The 17920-nt window shown below is 48.2% G+C and carries 27 protein-coding genes and 3 pseudogenes; 7 read left to right on the plus strand and 23 right to left on the minus strand.

Translation table 11 applies throughout. The annotated features are described in order from the left end of the window. A pseudogene (locus tag ACQGXV_RS13400) lies at positions 1–132 on the minus strand (hypothetical protein); the annotation flags it as partial. Between the two features lie 184 nt (positions 133–316). After that, positions 317–883: a Der GTPase-activating protein YihI gene (gene yihI / locus ACQGXV_RS13405; protein ID WP_440866634.1), complete on the minus strand. Its 567-nt coding sequence runs from the start codon at positions 881–883 to the stop codon at positions 317–319. A gap of 193 nt (positions 884–1076) precedes the next feature. Between yihI and yihA the strand changes: the two genes are divergently transcribed. Both yihA and ACQGXV_RS13415 read left to right on the plus strand, forming a co-directional pair. After that, a complete protein-coding gene (gene yihA, locus ACQGXV_RS13410) occupies positions 1077–1712 on the plus strand; it encodes a ribosome biogenesis GTP-binding protein YihA/YsxC (protein ID WP_440866635.1) in 636 nt (211 codons plus the stop codon). Positions 1713–1790: 78 nt separating this feature from the next. Then, a complete protein-coding gene (locus ACQGXV_RS13415; RefSeq protein ID WP_440862939.1) occupies positions 1791–2690 on the plus strand; it encodes a transposase family protein in 900 nt (299 codons plus the stop codon). A 174-nt stretch (positions 2691–2864) separates the two neighbouring features. Here the strand turns inward: ACQGXV_RS13415 and ACQGXV_RS13420 are convergent, their stop codons facing one another. From ACQGXV_RS13420 to ACQGXV_RS13445, 6 genes are all read right to left on the minus strand, one after another. Next, on the minus strand, positions 2865–2912 hold the full coding sequence (locus tag ACQGXV_RS13420) for a spot 42 RNA, inhibition of DNA synthesis (protein WP_071892919.1): 48 nt from the start codon (positions 2910–2912) through the stop codon (positions 2865–2867). Between the two features lie 197 nt (positions 2913–3109). Next, complete coding sequence (polA, locus tag ACQGXV_RS13425; protein WP_440866636.1) at positions 3110–5896, minus strand: DNA polymerase I; 2787 nt, start codon at positions 5894–5896, stop codon at positions 3110–3112. 123 nt (positions 5897–6019) lie between these two features. Next, complete coding sequence (locus tag ACQGXV_RS13430) at positions 6020–7087, minus strand: phage integrase Arm DNA-binding domain-containing protein (RefSeq protein WP_440866637.1); 1068 nt, start codon at positions 7085–7087, stop codon at positions 6020–6022. Then, positions 7065–7307 carry an excisionase gene (locus ACQGXV_RS13435; RefSeq protein WP_440866638.1) on the minus strand — a complete coding sequence of 81 codons (243 nt, stop codon included), beginning with the start codon at positions 7305–7307 and terminating at the stop codon, positions 7065–7067. The genes ACQGXV_RS13430 and ACQGXV_RS13435 overlap by 23 nt, the downstream gene beginning before the upstream one ends. A gap of 115 nt (positions 7308–7422) precedes the next feature. Next, positions 7423–7584 (minus strand): protease FtsH-inhibitory lysogeny factor CIII, encoded by a 162-nt coding sequence (locus tag ACQGXV_RS13440; protein WP_440863006.1) that lies wholly within the window; start codon positions 7582–7584, stop codon positions 7423–7425. A 14-nt stretch (positions 7585–7598) separates the two neighbouring features. Beyond that, the gene (locus ACQGXV_RS13445) at positions 7599–7808 is read right to left on the minus strand and encodes a ParE family toxin-like protein (RefSeq protein WP_440866625.1); all 210 of its coding nucleotides are present in this window, start codon (positions 7806–7808) and stop codon (positions 7599–7601) included. A gap of 95 nt (positions 7809–7903) precedes the next feature. On the opposite strand from ACQGXV_RS13445, the gene ACQGXV_RS13450 reads away from it, so the two are divergent. Beyond that, positions 7904–8077 (plus strand): hypothetical protein, encoded by a 174-nt coding sequence (locus tag ACQGXV_RS13450; protein WP_440866624.1) that lies wholly within the window; start codon positions 7904–7906, stop codon positions 8075–8077. Here ACQGXV_RS13450 and ACQGXV_RS13455 read toward each other — a convergent pair whose 3' ends face one another. The 5 genes and pseudogenes from ACQGXV_RS13455 to ACQGXV_RS13475 form a co-directional block, all read right to left on the minus strand. Further along, positions 8078–8830: an antA/AntB antirepressor family protein gene (locus ACQGXV_RS13455; protein ID WP_440866639.1), complete on the minus strand. Its 753-nt coding sequence runs from the start codon at positions 8828–8830 to the stop codon at positions 8078–8080. A 387-nt stretch (positions 8831–9217) separates the two neighbouring features. Further along, positions 9218–9739, minus strand: coding sequence for a Rha family transcriptional regulator (locus ACQGXV_RS13460; RefSeq protein WP_440866640.1), 522 nt, complete (start codon positions 9737–9739; stop codon positions 9218–9220). A 290-nt stretch (positions 9740–10029) separates the two neighbouring features. Further along, positions 10030–10227 (minus strand): DUF1187 family protein, encoded by a 198-nt coding sequence (locus ACQGXV_RS13465; RefSeq protein ID WP_440866641.1) that lies wholly within the window; start codon positions 10225–10227, stop codon positions 10030–10032. Positions 10228–10245: 18 nt separating this feature from the next. Beyond that, positions 10246–10392, minus strand: a pseudogene (locus ACQGXV_RS13470) (KilA-N domain-containing protein); the annotation flags it as partial. Positions 10393–10425: 33 nt separating this feature from the next. Next, positions 10426–10545 (minus strand): annotated as a pseudogene (locus ACQGXV_RS13475) (IS5/IS1182 family transposase); the annotation flags it as partial. A 221-nt stretch (positions 10546–10766) separates the two neighbouring features. Here ACQGXV_RS13475 and ACQGXV_RS13480 point away from each other — a divergent pair. Both ACQGXV_RS13480 and ACQGXV_RS13485 read left to right on the plus strand, forming a co-directional pair. After that, complete coding sequence (locus ACQGXV_RS13480) at positions 10767–11792, plus strand: pentapeptide repeat-containing protein (protein WP_440866642.1); 1026 nt, start codon at positions 10767–10769, stop codon at positions 11790–11792. Positions 11793–11829: 37 nt separating this feature from the next. Beyond that, positions 11830–11952 carry a hypothetical protein gene (locus tag ACQGXV_RS13485; protein WP_440866643.1) on the plus strand — a complete coding sequence of 41 codons (123 nt, stop codon included), beginning with the start codon at positions 11830–11832 and terminating at the stop codon, positions 11950–11952. 145 nt (positions 11953–12097) lie between these two features. On the opposite strand, the gene ACQGXV_RS13490 is transcribed toward ACQGXV_RS13485, so the two are convergent. The 9 genes from ACQGXV_RS13490 to ACQGXV_RS13530 all read right to left on the minus strand — a co-directional run bounded on the left by ACQGXV_RS13490 (position 12098) and on the right by ACQGXV_RS13530 (position 16189). Further along, positions 12098–13309 carry an IS256 family transposase gene (locus ACQGXV_RS13490; RefSeq protein WP_440864265.1) on the minus strand — a complete coding sequence of 404 codons (1212 nt, stop codon included), beginning with the start codon at positions 13307–13309 and terminating at the stop codon, positions 12098–12100. A gap of 45 nt (positions 13310–13354) precedes the next feature. Continuing rightward, positions 13355–13687 (minus strand): hypothetical protein, encoded by a 333-nt coding sequence (locus ACQGXV_RS13495; RefSeq protein ID WP_440866644.1) that lies wholly within the window; start codon positions 13685–13687, stop codon positions 13355–13357. Positions 13688–13760: 73 nt separating this feature from the next. Continuing rightward, positions 13761–14225 carry a single-stranded DNA-binding protein gene (gene ssb / locus ACQGXV_RS13500; protein WP_440866645.1) on the minus strand — a complete coding sequence of 155 codons (465 nt, stop codon included), beginning with the start codon at positions 14223–14225 and terminating at the stop codon, positions 13761–13763. Beyond that, the gene (locus tag ACQGXV_RS13505) at positions 14226–14936 is read right to left on the minus strand and encodes a Rad52/Rad22 family DNA repair protein (protein ID WP_440866646.1); all 711 of its coding nucleotides are present in this window, start codon (positions 14934–14936) and stop codon (positions 14226–14228) included. It abuts the gene before it with no gap. Between the two features lie 8 nt (positions 14937–14944). Then, entirely contained in the window at positions 14945–15208 is a 264-nt protein-coding gene (locus ACQGXV_RS13510; protein ID WP_440864459.1) for a hypothetical protein, read from the minus strand. After that, complete coding sequence (locus ACQGXV_RS13515) at positions 15205–15384, minus strand: hypothetical protein (protein ID WP_440866647.1); 180 nt, start codon at positions 15382–15384, stop codon at positions 15205–15207. The genes ACQGXV_RS13510 and ACQGXV_RS13515 overlap by 4 nt, the downstream gene beginning before the upstream one ends. Positions 15385–15526: 142 nt before the next feature. Then, positions 15527–15763, minus strand: a complete 237-nt coding sequence (locus tag ACQGXV_RS13520; protein WP_440863060.1) for a hypothetical protein — start codon at positions 15761–15763, stop codon at positions 15527–15529. After that, positions 15764–15895 (minus strand): hypothetical protein, encoded by a 132-nt coding sequence (locus ACQGXV_RS13525; RefSeq protein WP_440863061.1) that lies wholly within the window; start codon positions 15893–15895, stop codon positions 15764–15766. 18 nt (positions 15896–15913) lie between these two features. Then, on the minus strand, positions 15914–16189 hold the full coding sequence (locus ACQGXV_RS13530) for a hypothetical protein (RefSeq protein WP_440866648.1): 276 nt from the start codon (positions 16187–16189) through the stop codon (positions 15914–15916). 268 nt (positions 16190–16457) lie between these two features. On the opposite strand from ACQGXV_RS13530, the gene ACQGXV_RS13535 reads away from it, so the two are divergent. Then, complete coding sequence (locus tag ACQGXV_RS13535; protein ID WP_440863037.1) at positions 16458–16904, plus strand: hypothetical protein; 447 nt, start codon at positions 16458–16460, stop codon at positions 16902–16904. Between the two features lie 14 nt (positions 16905–16918). Here the strand turns inward: ACQGXV_RS13535 and ACQGXV_RS13540 are convergent, their stop codons facing one another. Next, positions 16919–17281 carry an antitermination protein gene (locus ACQGXV_RS13540; protein WP_440863063.1) on the minus strand — a complete coding sequence of 121 codons (363 nt, stop codon included), beginning with the start codon at positions 17279–17281 and terminating at the stop codon, positions 16919–16921. A gap of 308 nt (positions 17282–17589) precedes the next feature. Here ACQGXV_RS13540 and ACQGXV_RS13545 point away from each other — a divergent pair, with 308 nt between their 5' ends. After that, positions 17590–17868, plus strand: coding sequence for a hypothetical protein (locus ACQGXV_RS13545; protein ID WP_440863039.1), 279 nt, complete (start codon positions 17590–17592; stop codon positions 17866–17868). Positions 17869–17920: the final 52 nt, after the last annotated feature.

A 17920-nucleotide genomic window follows, 5' to 3' on the forward strand; every position in this document is an offset into this window, starting at 1 on the left:
CGCCTGGCGGAATGCCGCATCGTCATACTGTTCGTTAAACTCGAGCGCCGTGGGATACGAGGTGTAACGCGGCCCAGAATAGTTGTATTTTTGAATCAGGGCTAAACCCCAATCGACGTGTTGATCTTGCATGCTGTTACTCCTTCCGCTTGTATTTCCCGACGGCGCTTTTCAGCGGCAGCTTACGCTGCCCTGTCCCGAACACGGTGCGCTGTATTCGCGTTTTACGCCGGGAAAGCAGCCACAGTTTAACCAACAGACACAGCAGATAACAGACAACCAACACCAAGATGAGAGACAGTAGCCCTTTCATCTATCAGAATACGTCTTTCGGGTTATTACGCTTGAGGAGCTGCATCATGTCTTCCTGCTGCGTTTCCTCTTCCTCGTCATCCATTTCAATGCCCTGTTCATCCATCAGGGCATTGATACGATCGAGCGTGCTGCCCACCCATTTTTGCTCGTCTTTACTCAGCGTTTCGCCGTTATCCAGACGTTCCAGCAGCGCATCGAGACGATCGTCATTTTCCAGCAGCGCCAGTTCCTGATCAGGGGTTAGCCGTGTTTCAGCCAGCGTTTCTGGTTTAGCAGATACGGCCGCTTTCGCGGGCTTTGCGCTTTTCGGCGTGTCATCACTGACAATCAGCGCGACCGGTTTTTTACTCCCAAGACGAGGATCAAGTTTCTTACTCTGACCGGATTTGCCTGCATCCAGCGTCTCTGGGTGCGCGCGGCTACCGGCCGCACGACCACTATGTTTTTTCTGACGTTTACGCTCCCAGCCTTCGCTGTTAAGCTCGGCGCGCGTCTTTTTATTTGCTTTCGATGTCGACGCCTTCGCGCCTGGGGCTTTAGTGCCCGAATTTTTCACCGGCTGTTTCATAACAACACTCTCAGGTAAACAGAAGACAATTGCGGCGGAATCTAGCAGAAAGGCCAGCAATAAAAAAGGGTTGGTGCGGCTAACTCGGCGAATTCGCTTTGTGCTTTACAAGCAGCGACCGATAACCCCGCGTTTCGGGCCAGTTATAGGTATAATAGACCCAAAACCCCCTATCCAGACAGAGATAACCATTGTGACCGAACAACAGAACCCGAACGTGACGCATAACTACAATGTGACGCATTTTGTCACCAGCGCGCCCGATATTCGTCACCTGCGTGCCGATAGCGGTATTGAAGTGGCGTTTGCCGGACGCTCGAACGCGGGAAAATCCAGCGCCCTGAACACACTGACCAACCAAAAAAGTCTGGCACGTACCAGTAAAACACCGGGACGAACCCAACTTATCAACCTGTTTGAAGTCACAGACGGCGTACGTCTGGTTGACCTCCCCGGCTATGGCTATGCCGAAGTTCCGGAAGAGATGAAGCGGAAATGGCAGAAAGCGCTGGGGGAATATCTGCAAAAACGTGCCTGTCTGCAAGGACTGGTGGTGTTGATGGATATCCGTCATCCGCTGAAAGATCTTGATCAGCAAATGATTGAATGGGCAGTGGATGTGGATCTGCCAGTGCTCATTCTGCTCACCAAATCCGACAAACTGGCTTCCGGTGCGCGCAAAGCACAACTGAATGCCGTGCGTGAAGCCGTGCTCGCGTTTGGCGGAGATATTCAGGTTGAAGCCTTCTCCTCCTTGAAAAAAGAAGGGGTGGATAAATTGCGGCAAAAACTCGATCTGTGGTTCAACAACCGCCCTTCAGTAAACTAGTTGCTGAATAGAGACTTGCATTTTTTGTCAGGCTATTGAGAATAAAAAGAGGTTTAACTTAGAGAATAAAGGTTTGAAATGATCAACAAAGAGCGGTTGTTACGAGATAATCGTTTATGTAAAGCAATCATTGGATTATCAGTCGAAGAATTGAAAAATTTAGCCGCTGAATTTTCAGCTTGTTATTTGATTTATCGGAAAAAGAATCGAAAAGATCACGAGCGGCAGATGGGTGCAGGGCAGAAAGGATTTATCCCAACCCCATTAGATAAACTGCTTTTTATTTTATTGTATTTAAAATGTTATCCGACCTATGATTTGCAAGGACTTCTTTTTGGTTTAGATAGAACACGGGTATGTCGCTGGGTAAAAATATTATTGCCGGTTTTAGAGATGACCTTGGGGCGAGAATGTGTTTTGCCCGCTCGTCAAATTCGCTCTGCTGAGGAATTTTTTCGCGCCTTTCCTGGAGTTAAAGACGTCTTTATTGATGGGACAGAGCGACCTGTCCAAAAGCCTAAGAATCTGCGTCGGCGAAAAAAAATGTATTCGGGAAAGAAAAGACAGACCACTCGAAAAGGGCTTATTATGACTGACGAAACAAGGCAAATTGGATTTATCCCCATGAGCAAAAATGGGCGCCGTCACGATAAACGCTTACTCGATAAAGTCGATATAATTCGCCATATTCCTCCTGAGGTAACCATCTGGGCAGATACCGGTTTTCAAGGTATAGATAAACAGCATCCTAATACACAAATCCCAAAAAAAGGAACTCGAAAAAGACCTTTATCGCCTGAACAAAAACAAGAAAATAAAATAATCTCGGGCATCCGTATTACAGTTGAACACGCCATCGCGGGTATCAAGCGCCTCGGTTGCATGACCCAAATTTTACGGAATCGTAGACCCTTTATTGATGATACCTTCTTACTCCTTAGCGCCGGTCTTTGGAATTTCCATCTCAGAACAGCGTAAAATTTACTTCAATCACCGAAACACCCTTATTTCACTATTAAGCAACACGCTTAGTGCAAGAAGACGTCGATAATTGAGATCAACCGCCGCGATCGTTAGCGATCTTGCGGCATTTTTCTGACTTTCGCCCAATAAAAAACGCCCAGTCACCGAAGTGACCGGGGCGGCTAATATTCAGCCAAATCCGATTACGTGAAGTAAAAGGTCTGAAAGATAGAACATCTTACCTCTGTACCCTACGTAGTTAACTCTACCCTATTTTTTCGCCAGAACAAAGTTTTTTTGTTGTTTAGTTTCATAAAAAATGGCTATGGGTCACACAAAGTCAAGCGAGTCAGCCAATCCTGTAGTTTAATTACAGAAATGAATAACGTAATGCGCATTAAACATTCAGTTGCAACATCCTGTTTTTCTGTATATTAATGCGCCTCATCCCAGTTTTTACCTTCGCCTACATCCACACGTAACGGAACGTTTAGTGACATACACCCTTCCATCAGGGTAACGATCTTTTGTTTTGCCGCATCCAGTACCGACGCATGTACTTCAAACACCAATTCATCGTGTACCTGCATGATCATATTTACCTGCGGCTGCTCTTGCTGTAGCCAACTATCGATGGCAATCATCGCCTTCTTGATAATATCAGCGGCCGTGCCCTGCATCGGGGCGTTAATGGCAGCACGTCCCGCCGCCTTGCGGCTCATCGCATTGCGTGAGTGGATATCCGGCAAATAGAGGCGGCGTCCATCCAGCGTCTGCACGTACCCTTTCTCGGCGGCTTCCTGCCGGGTTCTTTCCATGTAATCCTGCACGCCAGGATAGCGCTCGAAATAGAGGTTCATATAGCGCTGCGACTCGGCGCGCGGGATGCCCAACTGGCGCGACAGGCCAAAGGCACTCATGCCATAAATCAAACCAAAGTTGATGGCTTTCGCACTGCGGCGCTGCTCTCCCGTAACGTTTTCCAGCGGCAAGCCAAAAACTTCTTCGGCGGTGGCACTATGAATATCCAGCCCTTCGGCAAACGCGTTGAGCAACCCGGCATCACCGGAAAGGTGCGCCATAATACGCAGTTCGATCTGCGAGTAGTCCGCCGCCACAATGCGGTAGCCTTCTGGAGCAATAAACGCCTGACGGATGCGCCGCCCTTCATCGTTGCGTACCGGGATGTTTTGCAGATTAGGATCGCTGGAGGAAAGACGCCCCGTTGCCGTGACCGCTTGATGGTATGACGTATGCACCCGCTGGGTCAGCGGATTGATCATCAGCGGCAGCTTATCGGTGTACGTCGATTTCAGTTTCGCCAGTCCACGATATTCCAGAATGCGTTTGGGCAGCGGATAGTCATGTGCCAACTCTTCCAATACTTCTTCATTAGTAGAAGGGGCACCTTTCGGCGTTTTCTTTAACACCGGCAGTTTCAGCTTATCGTACAAGATCACCTTCAACTGCTTGGTGGAAGCAAGATTAAACGCTTCACCGGCCATTTCATGCACTTCAGTTTCAAGTTCGGCCAGGCGCGCCGTCAATTCCTGAGAATGTTGTGCCAAAATGCCAGCATCAATCAGCACACCCTGGCGTTCAATGCGAGACAGCACCGGCACCAACGGCATATCGATATCACGGAACACCGTCACCAGTTCCCCATGCTGTTGCAGCTTTTCCCACAGGGTTTGATGCAAATGCAAAGTGACATCCGCATCTTCTGCGGCATAGGTACTGGCCTGTTCGACAGGAATCTGATTAAAGGTAAGTTGGTTCTTACCCTTACCCGCAATCTCTTCAAACGAAATGGTTTTATGTTGCAGATAGCGGTCGGCAAGGCTGTCCATGTCATGACGACCCGCCACGCTGTTTAACACGTAAGACTCCACCATGGTGTCATAGGCGATACCACGTAGCTCAATGTCATAGCGCTTCATCACGCCCTGATCGAACTTCAGGTTCTGCCCGATTTTGCGCAGCGCGTTGTCTTCCAGCAGGGGTTTTAGCAATTCCAAAGCGCGAGCTCTGTCGATTTGATCTGGCGCATCCAGATAATCATGCGCCAGCGGCAGATATGCCGCTTCCCCCGGCGTCACCGCGAATGACATACCAATCAGGTTGGCGCTCAGCGTATCCAAGCCGTCCGTTTCGGTATCAAACGCAAACGCCCCTGCATTTTGGATACGGGTAATCCACGACAGTAAGGTCTCTTCATCCTGAATAGTGACATAGCCTTCGCGGCTCAAGGCAACGGTTGCTTCCTCTGGGGGCTGCGCTTGTGCCGCCGGAGCTGGCTGCGAAACCGCAGAGTGCCCCTTGCGACCTTGCATCCAGGTGCCGCTTTCCACATCGGCGATCCAGCGTTTGAAATCATAACGCTTAAACAGTCCGTGCAGTGCATCCACATCGGGTTCATTCACCGTCAGTTCGGTGCAGGTCTGCTCCAACTCGACGTCAGTTTTGATGGTCGCCAGTTGATAAGAGAGATACGCCGCTTCTTTATGCTGTTCCAGCTTTTGCGCCATGGTCTTTGCGCCGCGAAACGACTGCGTGGCGATCTTATCCAGATTACTGTACAGGGTATCTAATCCCCCCAGCCCCTGAAGTAACGCTTGCGCCGTTTTTTCACCCACGCCAGGTACGCCCGGAATGTTATCCGATGCATCCCCCATCAGGGCCAGAAAATCGATAATCAGCTCCGGCGGAATACCGTATTTGTCGCAGACTTCTTGCGGCCCAAGCACTGTATTGTTAATGGTGTTGATAAGCGTGATCGTTGGTGACACCAGTTGCGCCATGTCTTTATCACCGGTGCTGATCAGTACTGGCGTACCTGCGCTTTCTGCCTGACGCGCCAGCGTACCGATCACGTCATCCGCTTCCACACCGCTTACGGCCAACAAAGGCAGCCCCATGGCACGCACCATAGCGTGCAACGGCTCAATCTGCGCGCGCAGATCGTCCGGCATCGGTGGGCGATGCGCCTTGTAGTTTTCGAACAGTTCGTCGCGGAACGTTTTTCCTTTGGCATCAAAGACCACAGCGACGTGGCTGGGAGAAAACTGAAGCAGCAGGCTGCGCAGCATATTCAGCACGCCATACATGGCACCTGTCGGCTCACCGGCGTTGTTTGTCAAAGGAGGGAATGCGTGGTAGGCACGGTATAAATACGACGAGCCATCGACCAAAATTAACGGGTTTTGCGGGATCTGCACCATGTTCTGTCATGACCTATGTCGTTCATCATGGCGCTAAGCATGCCATAGCGCCATAAAAATACCGAGATTATTATTCAATAAGTTATAGGGTATAGATCGAAATTACTCGAAATTCGATCGAAATTATTCAATCTGCTTCCATTCAGCCCCCCGGACATCGCGGTACCTATCTGTCATGGTAGAGCTTTTGTGACCTAACAATTTTTGTGCATATTCTTCCCCTTTCTCATCGGTGTAGAGTCTTGCAGCCAGGCTTCTGATTTCATGAAATGAGGGAGGGTTACGTTCCCATATTAATCCTGATATACGACGCGCCTTCAAAAAAGCGGCAGATATCGTTTTTGCGGCAAATTGCTTGTATTTGGCGTCTGCGACGATATGTGCTACCCCGTTGTTTAATCCCCTAAACTGGTTCAATACATCAGCAAGGCATAAATTGAGGCAGTCGATGCGGGTTGCCTCGGAGAACGCAAGCATCGTGCCTGTTTTCGCCTGCTTAATGTAAAGACGTCCGTCTTTGATATCCTCCCAGCGTAGTGCCTGTATATCCCCTAAACGTTGACCGGTGACTAAAGCAAGGTCAAGGCAGGGCCCAACCCAGGCGGGTAATGTATCCGCTGCCTTGCGTATAAGCCTCCACTCATCCAGCGTTATGCGCTCACGTTGAATTTCTACACGCTGGTTGCGCGTAGCTTCGGCTGGATTGCTTTTGAGTAACCCCTCCGCAATCGCTTCACGAAACAGGTCACGTAACAACGCTCTTATGCAGTTCGCCATTGTCACTTTCCCTGCTTTTACCCACTGATTAAGGAACGAGGCAATGTCTTTGGTTTCTACTTTCTGAAGAGCAAATTCGCCTAAATGGGCGTTAACGGCTTTCAGGTATTTATTGTACTCGCTCATCGTTTTCGGTTTGAGTTTCCGTCCCTCGAGTACCGTCATATAACGCTCAGTCCATTCACTCACTGTAGTCACCTGTGTGCCGTTGATGCGGTCAACGAGCGGTGAGGGTTTTGATGAGCCATAAATTGCCATATTGGCGGCGATGGCTTGTGTAATGGCTATCTGACGATGGCGGCCCAGGCCGTATTCTTTCCCGGTGCGCGGGTCACGGTAGCAAAAATAGCCGCCATTGCGCGGTTGCAGGTTTGGCGGCAAGTCGCGGTTCTTATGGCTTCTCCGGCGTGCCATGTCTTATCCTCGATAACAGGGTGGGATGAAGGTAACTTGATGAGCTAAGGTTTTTATTCTGGGTGAGCTTGCAGGCATTTTCGTCAAACAGATACTCGCGCCCATCTCGTATCGGTGCGGGAAAAATCATTCCGCTCCTGACCAATCGCCTGACGGTTTCCATACAACGCGGACGGGGTTGCCGCCGATTCCACTCGGATAAGGTGATGTATGCCATCATTGACCTCTGCTAAAATTAAGCCGCTGCGCCGTTCGTCATGACGGCGAGCGGGTGGGGGAATGACCAATCTAAGAAATGCGGTGATGCAGGTGATTTCAGGCTGTAACAGCCTTGGTTAACGTACTGATGCAGGTCGTAGAGGCTTGCCTTGCTGTTCGAGGATATCGATAAGCTTTCGGTATCCGTTTCTCAGCCATTTTACAATTTTATCCAATTGGGTTTCTTCCGGGTGATAGCTCCCCATGAGGGCAGCATGACCCGCGAATGCATAATTCATGGGAGTTCCTGTTTTTATTGTGTTATTTGGGTGTCGTATTTTGCATGGCTCATGGTCTTCCAACTCAGGCCATTATCTTTGGATAACATGCGCCAGTAGAGGGAGAGCCGTATTGATAAATAACCGGTTCGTCGTATGCGTCTTGCATGGATAAGTCCTTCACGGTATAAGCGCTTAAATAACTTCTCCCGCTCTCTTATCCTGTTAGGTATTTTAGGTTTCATTTGTGGCCCCTCTTACATCTGGATGGCGCTTTTCTGTCAGCTCCGCAATCTCGCGGCTGGACATGGTTAATGTTTGTGCAATGGTTAAATTTTGCATGCGTAAAGTCCTCGTCAGTAAAAACGATGAAGAAAATGTAACCCCGGTGTATTACCGGGGCGGTGAAAGGACATTTATAGCCAACCGACTTAAAAATGATTACATCCTATGCCCTGATATGCGGCAAAGAAGCATAGCTGGCTGTTATCAAAATAATGTCGCTTGGCTATAATTACGCCGGTTCGAGGCAGAACGCTTGAGACAGCTTCGCCAGTCCCTTCGGTGTCACCAGCACCTGCTCGCGAATTTTGTCGGTGCCGTCGTCACAGGGGATAAGTGATATTTTATGCTCGAGGTAGCCTGACTGGATTTTGCTCTGGTAGGCTATCCAGTTCTTGATGCCGATACGGCGATAAATCCAGCCACGCTCACGGAGGAAAGCGAACAGATCTTTGGGGCGTACCTGTAACTCCTTGGCGGCGTTGGTGATGCACATGCCGCCGTCAGATTTGGCGATGCGGTGCAGGGCTTTCACGTCTGGGGCCATCTCCTCAACTTTGCTTTCGAGGGCGATAACCTTTTCGGTGTAGGTAAGCAGGATGCCACGCATGGCCGCTGGGTCATTGAGCATCTGAACGGGATCGGCAGGCAGGGACTTGATGCGCTTCTCACACTGGATAAAGTACTGACGTGCCTCCTTGCCTTTCTCGTTGCGCTCAACCATCGAAAGCTCTTTCGCCATGTCGATGCTGATGGCGTATTTAATGGAAGGGCGGCCACCGTTGGGGTTTTCGCCAGAATTGGCGAAAACTACATAGTCGATATTTTCGACAAATCCGTACTGCTTGATGCGGTCTTTAATCCAGTTGGAGAAGTCTTTGCCGACCTTCAGGAACTCATGCAGGTCACGGGCATTCACCGTCTTGATGGTTTCGCCATTGATGCTATTAGTTTCGATAGTGATCAGTTCATGTTCTTTAGACATAGTAAGGTCCTCACAAGTTAATGTGATTAATGGAACCCCGGCACGATACCGGGGCGGGATTGATGATTAGTGGTGAAAAAAAACCGGCGCGGGGCCGGGCGGCAGGCATAGCAGGGAATTACGAGCCTAGTACTCAGAATCTACCATGGTAAATATGCAGGAGTAACGAAAATGCGCAGGAGTAGATAAAATATGCAGGAGTGGGGAAAATGTGCAGGTGGTGCCCATATCGGGAGGCGTGCAGATCCTGCACTCTATAATCAGTGAGTTACGATGAAATTGGTGGTACCTAAATCGATTGGGCAACTACCCAGGAATTTGAGGTAGTTCGAAATGCTGGGAATAGGGCACAAAAACCCCGGCGCGATACCGGGGCGGGATTGGTGATTAGCTAGCGAGCTTTTTAATCAGATCGTCTTTGTGTATGACGAGATAGTCAGCTCGGCGCGCAATCTCGAACAATGTATCGAGACTGGCAACATACTCGTTGTCAGCGATGGGCCGGGAGCTGATGATTTTATTATCTTGAAGGGTAAGCAGGATTTCGTTGGTTACACCACTGACGGCAACTGCACCATTAAGCTGCTCTTCCATGCGGTTAAACTCCGCAATGTAAGCTTCCTTGAACGCTGCTGCTTTTTTGCCGGTAAAGCCCATAACGAGGAAGACGAAGCCGTCTTTTGTTATGGTGTAGTATTTCTGGGATTTGCCATTCTGTAATTTATTGTTTTTATAGCAAACCTCAAAATTGAGGTTTGTAAATTGCGGTGAACACTCAAGCTGTTCAATGGTGCGTAATACGTTATCGTGCCGTTTATGAAAATACTCAGCGACAGAAAGTGAAGTAGTAACGGCCTTACCGTTATAGATGGTGACTTCAGGTGCGGAAAGGGATAGCTGAAGTGTCATAATGACCTCCGATAGTAGACTTTAATCGGTCACCACAGGAGTTGATAATCTCGTTGGTGGTGAGCTGAGCAGGGTTATCAACACCGGGTCTACCATCCGGCCAGCCTTTCGGCTGCCCCATCCAGCTCACCATAGAGGTGCAGCTTTCAGGCAACAAAAAACACGCTCGCGGCGTGTTGTTGTCGCGGTAGATACTCCGGGTTGATAATCCCGGCACCTGAATTTGCAGATGCATAGTGACTATAGCGCATGGGTTATCCTTGGGTCAATGGGGTGGTTGATTGTGCGATTTACCACGTGTGCCTGTTTATCACCCTGACGCAGCGAAAATCCTCCAGTTTCACCTTATCGCCGAACGACTTACCTGCCTCCTGAGGCTTAAAGAGCAGTTTTTCGCATTCTGACATGGTGAGTTCCACCTCAGAGAACCGTAGCCACTTAACATCGACCCCGCCGGGCTGTTTGATCGTTGCCGTTATTTTGTACATAAGTTTCTCTCAGGTTGTTTATGCTGCTACAACGTTCATCATGATGGCTAAAAGCCGTGGAAACAGGCTGTCGTAGAAGTGTGGCTGCGTCTGGCGCGGGTTATTCGGGTCGGTCAGGTTTTTACCAAACTGTAAACCTTTCTCGGTTAGCGAGCAGAACAATTTTTCTTTGAGGGATGCTTGCTGCTGGAACGTGACTTGCGCTGAGTGAGTCCGAGCAATTGCAGGCGCTTGAAACCAGACTGTCAATGAACCGCGCTGCCTCAGAGCATCGTTGTAGACGGATCAGTGGGTGATTTTAAACGTTTGCTTTGCCATGGGAACCCGATGCTAAAATGACTGTAGTGATCAGCCAATCTCCTAACAGTTCGATTGATTCAACAAAGCCAACCATATCGCAAAGTTATCAGGTTAAACCCCCATGGATGATGTAAAAAAGTTTAAATAGTATTGATTAATATCACTTAATATGAATATGGATTTACACAATGCTAAGTAACACATCACCAAGCTCTCTATTACAAAATGTATCCGCATCAGTGACAAATGGTTCCATAGAAGATATAACTTCACCAAGAGGTATTCTTGAACACATCATTAATTTCATTACTTTTGTTGTGGTTTTTAAAGGTAAGGAGATTTTACATAATCAAATAATGGAAAAAATGGAAATCGCTGTTAACGGAGTAACAGCTAGAGATATGGAAGATGGCATAAAAATAGACTTAGATGACATTCATGGATGTAAAATATCATTTTATTACACAGGCTCAACAAAAAAAGTTACTGTAGAAGTAAAAAACAACAAAAAATTAGAAACACAAGAAATTGATTATGAAAGATTTTTTAATGTATTTCAAGCGATAAAATTGAAGGCATTGCTCAACATTACCTGTATTAAAGATATATTAACCGATGATGGGATTCTCAACCTGAAAGGAGTTAACCTGAGCGGGGATAAACTGTACGGTGCTTATCTGGTAGATGCAGATCTAAGCGATGCTAACCTGAGCAACGCTTACTTGGAAAACTCTATACTATGCAATGCTAAGCTGAGCAACGCTAACATGGAAAACGTTGACCTGACTAATGTTAGCCTAGAGCATGCTAACCTGAGCGGCGCTAACCTGAGCAATGCTAGCCTGAGTTGGGTTGACCTGGACCATGCTGACCTGAGCGGCGCTAACCTGAGCAATGCTAGCCTGAATTGGGTTTGCATGGAGCATGCTGACCTGAGCGGCGCTAACTTGGAAAACGCTGACCTGACTAATGTTAGCTTGGAGCATGCTAATCTGAGCAACCTTAACCTAAGCGATTTTAATCTAGAACATGGTTACCTTCCGCATGCTAACCTAAGCAACGCTAACCTGAGCAGAACTAATCTAAGGCACGCTAACCTGAGCAACGCTAACCTGAGAGCCGCTAACCTGAGCAATGCTGACCTGATCAACGCTAACCTGGACTTCGCTGACCTGAGCCACGCTGACCTGAGCCACGCTAACCTGAGGTTCGCTGACATGATGAACGCTAACTTGGTCAAATTTGACCTGACGAACTGTCCGTAAGGACTTATCCGCAGAGATAGCTGATGTCCGTAAGGATATGGCTGCCGGTTTTGATAAAATTAACGATAAATTTGAAAAGCTAGGCATGCAGATGACTATTCGGCTCGGGCTAATGGTCGCCGCTGCCGTGAGCATCATTGCTGCCATTCTCAAAATGTAATGCCACTACGGATTGTTAGCTCAGTTGGTACAGCTGTGGACTCTTAATCCATCGGTCGCATGTTAAAATCCTGCACAACCCACAATATTGGGGATTAGTCGCTTCTGAGAGTCTGTAAAGAATTTTGTGTAAATGGCTCCATTGCTTAACCGGAGATTCGTTCTCCATACATCAACATGAATTGGCTCATAGCAGGTTTCCAGTCTCTGATTGGCAAGGTCCATTTAGCAGAGATATTATGCAAGGCTAGATAGAGTAATTTTATCACCGAGTCATCCGTTGGAAATATTCGTCGCGTTTTCGTTATCTTGCGCAATGAAGCATTTAACGACTCTATTGCGTTGGTGGTGTAGATAACCTTGCGGATCTCCGGCGGAAAGTCAAAAATGACGATGAGACGTTCCCAATTATTTCTCCACGACGGGCTGATCGTCGGGAACTGCTCATCCCATTTGGCCGCGAAGGCATCCAGGGCCTCTTCAGCGCCCTCTAGCGTTGCGGAACTATAGATGGTGCGCAGGTCAGCAGCAACGGCCTTACGCTCTTTCCAGCCGACGTAGCGCAGCGAGTTCCGCACCTGATGCACAATGCAGAGCTGTACCCGCGTATGCGGGTAAACAGCTTCAATGGCATCAGGAAAGCCTTTCAGGCCATCGCAGCAGGCGACGAAGATGTCCTTTAGCCCACGATTTTTCAGTTCTGTCATCACAGATAACCAGAACTTGGCCCCCTCAGTTTTGGCTATCCATAGCCCCAGCAGCTCTTTTTCGCCCTGGCCGTTGACGCCGAGGGCCAGATAAACAGACTTGTTGGCCACGGCTCCGCCGTCCTGGCTTTTGACAACAATACAGTCAAGGTAAACAATGGGATAAAGCGCATCCAGCGGCCGTTGCTGCCAGCGCTTAACTTCATCCATCACAGCATTGGTCACTTGAGAAATGAAGCCAGCGGAAACATCGACCCCGTAGACTTCTTTAAAGTGTGCCTGAATATCACGGGTTGATAACCCTCTGGAATAGAGAGAAATAATGCGGTCATCGAAGCCGTTAAGCTGTTTTTCGTTCTTACCGATCAGTGTCGGCTCGAAGGTACTGTTGCGGTCGCGCGGAATATCGAGCTCGATCTCCCCATTTTGGCTACGTACGCTCTTGGATGTCTTGCCATTGCGTGAGTTGCCTGAATGATTACCAGCCGGGTCATGCTTAGCATACCCAAGGTGCATCTCCATCTCAGCTTCAAGAACCCGTTCCGCCAGTCTTTTAGTCAGCACCTTGAGTAGGCCTGATTCACCCAGCAGATCCTGAGGGGAGTGACAATCTTGAAGCAGTTGGTCAATAAGTTCGTTGCTGATAGGCATTTTGTTATCCTTTGAAGGTTTTCCTCAAAATGCCATTTACACAGATTATTTTACAGTCTCGCTTCTGACAGCACCGTAACGCCCTATGTAATTCTTAAAGCGTTCGTCTTTAGAGGGGGCAATTTCTACTTTGGCATAAACTCTATTTGCTTGGGCTGCGATCCGCTTCTCTTCGGCTAATATCACGCGATTTTCCCATGCCAGCCGCTTTTCTTCCCAATTAATTAACCGTGGGTGAGGCTGTCCTTTTTCTCCAGCGTCTACCGCTTCCATTGCTCCTCTGACTATAGGAATAGTCTTTAGGTATCGCTCCTTTTTCCACGAGTCTAATCGGTTGTAATAGTGTTTTTCGTCAGGCGTTAATTCTTCGTAGGTCATAACGTAACCTGAAATTTAGGCAGCACAAATCCTTCCATGTTGGATATAGCGCTGCGGTGATGGTTGGGTTAAATCAGAATGGTGGCTCGTCGTCGAAATTCATCGGCGGTTCGTTATTAGGCGGCGGTGTTTGCTGCCGACCATTGCCGCTTGATTGCTGGTGCTGATTGTTTTGCTGCCCGCCATCCTGCTTGCCGCCGATCATCTGCATTGATCCGCCAATATCGACAACAACCTCCGTTGTGTATCGGTCTTGCCCTGACTGGTCTTGCCACTTCCGTGTGCGTAACTGGCCCTCGATATAGACCTGTGAGCCTTTGCGGAGATATTCGCCAGCCACCTCTGCCAACTTGCCGTACAGCGTGACGCGGTGCCATTCGGTGCGCTCCTTCTGCTCGCCTGATTGCTTATCTCGCCACGTATCCGATGTGGCTACGGTCAGGTTTGCTACCGCGCCACCGTTCGGCATGTAGCGCACTTCGGGGTCTTGCCCCAAATGTCCGACAAGAATGACTTTGTTGACGCCTCTCTGTCCCATTTATGCCGCCTCTTCCAGTTCTGACTTACGAATGTCATACACGCCTTTCGCGTCGGCCTGCTGCGGCGTTCCGCGCAAAGCTCGCCACGCTTCCTCAAACGCCGCTTTTAGCTGATCAACATTCTTTGCTGACGTTGCGGATTCAGTGAATGATTTAAGCAGCTCGTCCTTGTTGGATTCATCGGCATTGGCATCGTCGGATTCGCCCTGTGCCGCATCAGGAGGCGTTGGCATAGCCCATTCAGGTAATGGCGGAGTTTGCCACCAGATGTTCTTGTATTGGTTGTCTGTATCCTTGAATGAAGCCTTGTTCCAGCCATTTTTTTTCTCAATCGAGCAGATGGCAAAATTCTCTTCCAGTGAGTAGAGGTAACGACCAATACCCCACTGAACAGCGGCCCGCTTCATTGAACCAGACATGCCGCCCTTAACGGCTTCAACCTGAGTTTTATCTGCACCGTCCCACTTAGCCACCCATTGGTCTCTGATCCGAATGTATATGCCACACATCACGCCACCATCCGGCCCCGGGGTGAATTCATTCTTCCAGTTCTCTTTCCCGCATACGTCATCCAAGCGCTTCATGATGGCGCGGTTAGTCACGTAGGCCAGAACCATGGCCCACGGGTTGTTTTTCGCTATTCCACACCGCTGCACACGCCATTCGATATCATCTACCGGGAACGGCGCGTCTAATTGTGATAAGTCCATTGCTCACCTCACATGTGATTGCCAGCGAATTCATCCCATGAAATAGGCTCATCGCTGTGAATTTCTGAACATTCGGATTCGCTTGTTTTCTCTTCCCTGAGAAAGATAGCCAGCACTCCCGCTGGAAGGTCGGCGTCACGCCGCAATGACGTTCGGTAGTCTCTGGCGCAGATAAGCATGTTCGCAGCCTTATCCATCACGCCAGCCCGCCTGTTTGCAGCGGCAGATACCATGCAGTGCCGGTGCATGAAAATAACGAGGTCGCGTTTCATGGATGACCCTTTTGATTAACCGTTGCTATAAGCTGCTCGAATAACCGTTGCAGCCAGCTTTTGTTTTTGAAGCTCTGGCCCGTGACGATATTTGAGCGGTGATGTTCGATTGACCGAATCGGGTCAAATGTAATTTCAGGACGCACGATGGGTGCGCCCGCGATAGCAAGTTCCATCGTGGCTTTCCTTAATTTAAATTGATGTATTAATGATGCCGAGGAATATCGGCGCGGGTATAAAGAGGCAGTTCAGTGTTATATATTATTAGTGTGATGTTGATTGCGGCGATAAGCGGATGATGGGAATGCTGAAAGTGTTTCAGTCATACACTGGCGTTAATTTTTTCACTTGCTTTTTGAGCCACTTATTTTCTTCCGTCAGATAGAAAATAGTTGACTTGTATACTCTTGTCTCATTGTCATCACAAGGGAGGATGTCAATGCTCATCAAATAACGTGAATCATTAATATTATTGCTGCCGTTGGTGACAGCGACCATGTCACCGAAATTAGGGTGATTGAAGGTCGTGATATGAGGTTTATTAAGTTGCATCATTCAATCCTCCGTTGGCTCGTCACAATTATAGCAACGGCTGGTGAGGTGTAATTGCTGCTCCCGATAATGGGTAATGAGATGTTGGCGAAAGGCTTCTTCGTTTTGGCTGGCTATATCTACATTATCTGCCATAACGCTATTTCATGCTCCTCAATCATTTAATAATTTCCGGGTATTGTCCGTGAGTTGTGCTTGATATTTCTCAACCATCCTCGCGGCATAAGCGAGTGCGTGCTCACGGTCGGAGAAGTCGCCAATGGTCTGTAGCAAGCCGTCGCCGCCACGGATGTAAACACGAAAGAAATCAGGATTATCATTCTCTTGTATGAGATAACCACAGTCGTCTACAACGCCCGACAGGATGATTTGAGTCACAATCGTCCCTGGCTCTATCAGGTGGTCGAATTCGTCAATGAGCTTTTGCATGGTGGCCTCTGTGTTAAGGCCTGCTTTGGTGACCCTCTCAGGCGGCGAGGGTTCCTGCATTCCCCAATGCAAAGGAATCGGTTAAAATATGCTTACCCCAATGCAATAGAAGGACAAGCAGATGTCTAAAAAGCAAACGGTCACACCTACCGAAAGGCTGGCCTATGACCATTTACCCGAAAAGAATGTAAGACCCGAGCCACAACCTAAGGCTCCGCCGCCACCGCCACCGAAGAAAACCGGAGGCTGACAACCATAAGGAATCGCTATGAGCCGAGATGAAATTAAAGACCACATCCTTTATGGATATTATCTAGAACAGTTGTACTCCACCGCGACGGGACGGATTGACCGACTCTTTTCGGTGTTAACGTTGATTTTCGGCTCAGCGATAGTGCTAAAAGCGAACCCATTTCTCTTCGGGGTGATGATCGTGATCATTTCAGCGGTGCAATCGACTTACCAATTTGGCAAGCAGTCCGCAGGAGCCGCGAAACAATCCTTTGAGTATCTTCGATTATTCACAAATGAAGCCCGGTTCAGTGATGCAGACCTGAAAGCAAAACTTATTGAACTTGATAGTGCCGATAACAACATCTGGTCCTGTCTGAAGCCTATAGCATTGCGGAAAACGCAAATAAAAATTGATCTGCCTGTTGAAAATCAAGAAAAGCTTTCCAGGCTATCAATGTTGTTACGGTTACTTTGTGGGTAATCAGTGCTGCCAAGTTAATACGTCTGCCTTGCTTTGGCGGTAATGCCATACTCGGTTTTCGGCTTGCTGTACCAGATGCGATGGTTAAGACGCTTAACCCTGTCGTACATTTCGGCGAAACGATTAATTTTCTCTCTGAACTTAGCCAGTAAATTGAAATTAATCCTTGGCGCACGTTTGCGCTTGAAGGCTAATTCAATGCGGTTAAGCGCTTTGCGTCTTTCTGGCTTCTGACCTAAAGCTTTATCAATACGGGATGATACCAGTTCACGCCGGATGGCTTCTGCCTTGCGTCTGGCATGACGGCGAATAGCGGCGTTTGTTTTGCTAACACAATTAACAGGATTAACGGATTTACGGTAAATGATAGTAGCCATGCTCCCCTCCAATAGATGGTTTTGGTGGTGTGGTGAGCCAGTGGTGGCCCTGGTGTTGGCTATAATTTTTATTCAGCCCACCACACCCCAAAAACATCTGGGTAAAGGTTCGCCACGTTGTCGGTGGCTTCCGTAGAGCACGAGGCTCGTTTTGAAAGAGCGGTTAAAACAGAGCAGACTCATTAATCTGCTGTGGTTTAATGCCTGGTTTACTTCTCCACCTCAGGCGGCAGTGGTTCCCTCCTTTCCACAGGCTAGAGAATCTGATAATTTAGTGACTCCACAGGCAATCAAGAGCAATTATTGTTATGGCATCCAACAAAGATACTTATGTTGATTTTTTGGAAACTGCGGTAAAAGCAGCAGCTCAAATTAATATCCCATTAATTGCAATATCATATATTGATGGTAGTAATAATATTACACAGCCCGCTTTAGCGATGATCGATTCTGTGCGTAATCATGTTCCAGATACAAAATTCACCTCTGTCGATATCGAAGATACACGCTCAGAAATTATCTCATTGATTAAAAAAAATATTTCTCTTCCGCGAAAAACGGGGTTTCAGACTGAAGTAAAAATGTAGATTTCATTTCAATAATTCGTATCGTTTTAAGAAACACGTCCGGATCACCTGA

The organism is Symbiopectobacterium purcellii, assembly GCF_052050035.1.
Classification (GTDB): domain Bacteria; phylum Pseudomonadota; class Gammaproteobacteria; order Enterobacterales; family Enterobacteriaceae; genus Symbiopectobacterium; species Symbiopectobacterium purcellii_A.

Coding starts and splice junctions, on each gene's coding strand:
- ACQGXV_RS13460 (WP_440866640.1), bottom strand. CDS start 9,739: ATGACACTTCAGCTATCCCTTTCCGCACCTGAAGTCACCATCTATAAC.
- ACQGXV_RS13455 (WP_440866639.1), bottom strand. CDS start 8,830: ATGTCTAAAGAACATGAACTGATCACTATCGAAACTAATAGCATCAAT.
- ACQGXV_RS13505 (WP_440866646.1), bottom strand. CDS start 14,936: ATGGACTTATCACAATTAGACGCGCCGTTCCCGGTAGATGATATCGAA.
- polA (WP_440866636.1), bottom strand. CDS start 5,896: ATGGTGCAGATCCCGCAAAACCCGTTAATTTTGGTCGATGGCTCGTCG.
- ACQGXV_RS13435 (WP_440866638.1), bottom strand. CDS start 7,307: ATGATGGCATACATCACCTTATCCGAGTGGAATCGGCGGCAACCCCGT.
- ACQGXV_RS13490 (WP_440864265.1), bottom strand. CDS start 13,309: ATGCCTATCAGCAACGAACTTATTGACCAACTGCTTCAAGATTGTCAC.
- ACQGXV_RS13535 (WP_440863037.1), top strand. CDS start 16,458: ATGAGCCGAGATGAAATTAAAGACCACATCCTTTATGGATATTATCTA.
- ACQGXV_RS13465 (WP_440866641.1), bottom strand. CDS start 10,227: ATGTACAAAATAACGGCAACGATCAAACAGCCCGGCGGGGTCGATGTT.
- ACQGXV_RS13540 (WP_440863063.1), bottom strand. CDS start 17,281: ATGGCTACTATCATTTACCGTAAATCCGTTAATCCTGTTAATTGTGTT.
- ACQGXV_RS13525 (WP_440863061.1), bottom strand. CDS start 15,895: ATGGCAGATAATGTAGATATAGCCAGCCAAAACGAAGAAGCCTTTCGC.
- ACQGXV_RS13445 (WP_440866625.1), bottom strand. CDS start 7,808: ATGAAACCTAAAATACCTAACAGGATAAGAGAGCGGGAGAAGTTATTT.
- ACQGXV_RS13415 (WP_440862939.1), top strand. CDS start 1,791: ATGATCAACAAAGAGCGGTTGTTACGAGATAATCGTTTATGTAAAGCA.
- ACQGXV_RS13440 (WP_440863006.1), bottom strand. CDS start 7,584: ATGAATTATGCATTCGCGGGTCATGCTGCCCTCATGGGGAGCTATCAC.
- ACQGXV_RS13510 (WP_440864459.1), bottom strand. CDS start 15,208: ATGAAACGCGACCTCGTTATTTTCATGCACCGGCACTGCATGGTATCT.
- ACQGXV_RS13430 (WP_440866637.1), bottom strand. CDS start 7,087: ATGGCACGCCGGAGAAGCCATAAGAACCGCGACTTGCCGCCAAACCTG.
- ssb (WP_440866645.1), bottom strand. CDS start 14,225: ATGGGACAGAGAGGCGTCAACAAAGTCATTCTTGTCGGACATTTGGGG.
- ACQGXV_RS13495 (WP_440866644.1), bottom strand. CDS start 13,687: ATGACCTACGAAGAATTAACGCCTGACGAAAAACACTATTACAACCGA.
- yihI (WP_440866634.1), bottom strand. CDS start 883: ATGAAACAGCCGGTGAAAAATTCGGGCACTAAAGCCCCAGGCGCGAAG.
- ACQGXV_RS13530 (WP_440866648.1), bottom strand. CDS start 16,189: ATGCAAAAGCTCATTGACGAATTCGACCACCTGATAGAGCCAGGGACG.
- ACQGXV_RS13450 (WP_440866624.1), top strand. CDS start 7,904: ATGCGTAAAGTCCTCGTCAGTAAAAACGATGAAGAAAATGTAACCCCG.
- ACQGXV_RS13515 (WP_440866647.1), bottom strand. CDS start 15,384: ATGGAACTTGCTATCGCGGGCGCACCCATCGTGCGTCCTGAAATTACA.
- ACQGXV_RS13520 (WP_440863060.1), bottom strand. CDS start 15,763: ATGATGCAACTTAATAAACCTCATATCACGACCTTCAATCACCCTAAT.
- ACQGXV_RS13485 (WP_440866643.1), top strand. CDS start 11,830: ATGGCTGCCGGTTTTGATAAAATTAACGATAAATTTGAAAAGCTAGGC.
- ACQGXV_RS13545 (WP_440863039.1), top strand. CDS start 17,590: ATGGCATCCAACAAAGATACTTATGTTGATTTTTTGGAAACTGCGGTA.